This window comes from Lachnoclostridium sp. An181, from assembly GCF_002160325.1.
Lineage (GTDB): Bacteria > Bacillota > Clostridia > Lachnospirales > Lachnospiraceae > An181.
Genome location: NZ_NFKJ01000041.1, coordinates 1 through 4,140, shown reverse-complemented (window position 1 = coordinate 4,140; position 4,140 = coordinate 1). Strand labels below are relative to the sequence as shown.

1 protein-coding gene is annotated in these 4,140 nt (G+C 45.8%); it reads right to left on the bottom strand.

Annotation, left to right across the window (positions count from 1 at the left end):
- On the bottom strand, positions 1-4,140 hold a 4,140-nt coding region (locus tag B5F18_RS12225), incomplete at both ends, for an endo-alpha-N-acetylgalactosaminidase family protein (protein ID WP_143468434.1).

The window sequence follows — 4,140 nt, the reverse complement described above, 5'->3', positions numbered from 1 at the left end:
CTTTTGCATCTGCAAGGGCTTTGTTGTATCTTTCCATTACAGAGTCAATGACATTGGTTGTATCTGCTTTTTCTGCAAGCTCGATCGCGTAGCTCAAAACGCTTGTGGATATTTCGGAATCTGCTACCAGATCTGCCATCGCATCTTCCAGGTTTGCAAGGGCAAGCGCCACATCGTACTGGGTTGCATCTCCGTTTGCAAATACTGCCTGTGCCTTGGTAAGTTTTTCTTCGAATACTTTCCAGCTTGCCTCGGTGTAGTCATCTTTTACAAGCGCTGCCGCTTTGTCGATTGTGGATTTGAGTTCTGTCTTGTCCACTTCGTCAATGGTTGGCGCCACCGGCTGAGTTACACGGAATTCTGCTGCAGATGCAAACTTATTTTCTTCTCCTGCTGTCCGTCCTGCAGTTTCTTTTGCAACGATCCGAACATCTGTCACTCCTTCGGTTTCTTCAAAGGATACCTTCTGCCACTCTGGTGTAAGCGTAAAAGCATGATCTTCCTCGATCGTCTCCCATGTCTGTCCATTGTCTTTACTGATCTGGATATCCGCTTTGAGAAGTTTACCGTTGACAGCGCCTCCCTCTGGTCTTGGCAGGTATCTCAGTCCGTTTACAGTCTTTGCCTCGTCAAAACTGATCTGATACCAAGCATTGTCAAGGTTGGTATCACTCCATTTTGTATGCCAGTAGGTGCTTGCATCGCCATCTACCGCAAAACCGATCGGTCCTTCGTTTCCGCTCTGGGATTGTGCACTTCCTGCACTTACGTTGTAAAGATCAACTGCAATGTCGAACCTGTCATCCATCTCAACGCCTGCCGCTGTATCCAGCGCTCCCATAGCGGCTTTCAGTGCGTAGTATGCCTCCTCGATTTCATCCTGGCTGGTCTTGTCTTTGTTCAGTACCACTTTTGTATCTATCAATACTTTCTCATATGCTTTCCAGTCATCCAGCATATAGTTTTCTTGCGTATATGTTTCTTCCGCGTGCTCAACCAATGCCTTCAGTGTTTCTTTATTGACTTCCTCTTCTACAAGTTCAATCTTCAGGTTGTCAAGCACAAAGTCTTTGTATCCGCCGAAGTCTGATTCCTCTCCGCTTGTTCCCTGCAGATCCGGAGCTGTTCCTGTGGAGTAGATGCCAAACCATGTCTGGCCGGATGCTGCTCCTATGATCTCTGTCTCATAGTGTCCGTCTGCATCTTTACCCATATGCATATCCAGAGGTTCCAAAGGAGTTCCTCCCTCAAATTCTCCGTCTCCGACAGTTACAGCATAAGTGTCATCGCTTCCCATTTGATAATCAAAGCTTACCTTATATGTTCTTCCAGGCTCAAAACGGAAATTCTGTGGAATTGTCTGGTATGCAAGCCTGTTCAACTGCGTCTTTCCGTTGATCTTCACAGACCATTCCCCATCCAGTACATCATCCATTTTCTTGGCATCCCATCCAGCCTGTGTATATGGGGCATGCAGCTGGGAAAGATGAATTCGGTTGTCTTCCACTCCTTCGATCCCGCCGATCACGAATGGATAGATGCCCTGTGCATTGTTTTCAAAATCCTGTGTCAGCCCGACTACATTTCCGTCCTCGTCTTTCTCAATGACATCCATCTTGGATTCTACCACACGCACATCGTCAAAGTATGCACTTCCTTCTCCAGCTGCTTTGGAAATTGTGAGCGTCACTTCGCTGCCATCTTCCGGTGCTGTAAAGAATACGTACATATTCTGGAAATAACTGCTGTTGTCCACAGTTGCGCTGCTCGTGTTATGAGTGTATGCCCTGACATAATTTTGGGCAATGGAACGGGTCGTATAATTGGAGTCTAACACCTTATCCCCTGCTTTTACTTCGATTCCAGCCTCTGCATCACTTCTGTTATCCACTCCAAGGTACAGTGCATACTGTTTTCCTGGTTCTAAGTCCGTGATCTTCTGACTTACTGACACTTCGCCATCCAGCTTTAACATTGGATTGCTGTGCTGGCTCTTGGCGATCACAGCTGTTCCTTCCCCGGATTTGGTCCAATATTTCTGAAGTCCTTCTTCTCCTGAATTGAAACTTACATCCGTCATATGCATGCCTTCACTCCAGGTGATATCCAGATTTCCTTTTTCTCCTCTGTAAATGACATATGGAGTCTTTGCCTCTGCATCCAAAGTGATCTTTCCATCTACAACCTCAACGGTCTTTTCCTCTGTCTTGCCAAGATCCGTCAGTTTGTACACTTTTACTGTTTTCAGGGATTTCCACTCATCCTGCAGTTCCCATGTAGTTGTGCCGCCCTGTGTATTCCAGTGGTACAGTTTTTCATCTTCTTCGGAAACTTTATCTCCTGTCTGCGGATCCCAGTTCCATGGAATCAGGTAGGACTCTGTTCCACCTGTTCCATTGTCTCCTCTGGATACAGTTCCCTGGGAGATCACTTTTCCGTTGAGTGTCACAGTTCTGTTGCGGTATGCTGCACTTGAAGGGTCTGTTGACTCTCTTGTTGCAACTACCGTATTTCCATCATCATCTTTCAATGTAATCTCTTTTTCCGGTGTCCAGGAATATGTTTCTCCATGGTCTGTCATCTGAACCGACTCGCCATTCACCCATTTTGTCACTTTGTAGTGCTGGAGGAATTTTGTCATGAGATTATGTGTATACAGGTTTGCGATGTACGCATCGTAGTCATTACCACCCTGCCATCCTTCAAAGTCTATCATATTATATCCGCCAAGAAGCGGTGCATTTGCAGCTCCTCCATAGCTTGGATAATCCCCGATCCAGGAATCCTTCTGATGATTTCTAAGGAAACGCATCACCTCGCTGTTTTCTCCTTGAGAATCATATCCCCCATAGCTCATATCTGTTGCCCAGTGCTGGAAAGTGGAATCGTACTCATTGCCAACGCCCCACTCTGTTGTCATCCTCCAGCCATTATCTGTAATCTCATCTGTCAGATGTCTTGTCTCCCAGGAATCCTCTGTTCTGGTAGCAGTCTGATTACCCCACACATCAACATATACAAAATCCATGTTGTCACCGACTTTTTTCTTCAGCTCATCAAATCTGGACTGCCTTGCTCCTGTTGCAAGATCATAGTATCCATCAATACCGATTCCCTGATCCAGCCAGTTCCATCCATATTTCAAAGTTCCGATCAATTCCGGATTTTGCTGAGCTTGCCAGTCATCTTCCGTATATCTTCTTACAGAGTCATCACTGAACGCCTGGGCTTCCGGATACATTTCACTTGCATTGACATGGATGCCGAAACGCGCTCCGTATTTGGCGCCTTTTTCCATCAATGTGTTCATATCTTTGGCTCCGCCAACCCTCTCTCCGATGTTTGCATAATCCGGGTGTCCGGAGTCATGACCTTCACTTGCATATCCTTTTAAAAGTATGGATTGTCCCAGACCATCTGTATGCTGTGCCACACGTTTTACATTGTCCAGTGTTGTGAGGAACGGGTTCTGAGCCTGTCCGCCAAAGTTCATGGCAATGCGCCATGCCACCAGTTCCGGAACCTCCTCGCATTTATAAGGATTGTTCATAATATCGCGGAATGCGATCGCTCCGTCCTGCCAGTCAACCTGTGCATCCCCATTCATCTCTCCTGTGATAATGATCTTGGACTGCGGCATCTCGGATTCTTCTACTGTATGGATCACTCCCTGGGTATCTTCAATATTGCGGTGATAATACCACTCTGCACTTGCAAGTCCCATTGTTTTGTAATCACCCTTATCCTGGGAAGTTGCAAGAATACGGGTATTTCTTCCACCACCAGTTATATTAGAGTACATAATACGTCCTTCATGTTCCGAATTGCTCCAAAGTCCTGCACTCATCTCGCTGTTGGAAACAAAAGCATACATGTAATCACGCTCTGTATATGTGCCCATTTGATCATTTACCAGAATAGACTCGTCTCCGCTATAATGCGTGTTTGGAGACATAATTGCACCTTTTAAATTCGCATTTCCCTGTGTGCTTCTGACTGAGATCAGACTGTGGTTCGGGATTGCGATCGTCTCCACCGGATAGGTCTCCACTTTCTGTCCATATTTATTTAATGTTGCATCTGTCAGGTTATTTTTGATATCCGTGATATTAAATGCTAATGTATTTTTCTCTACTACCA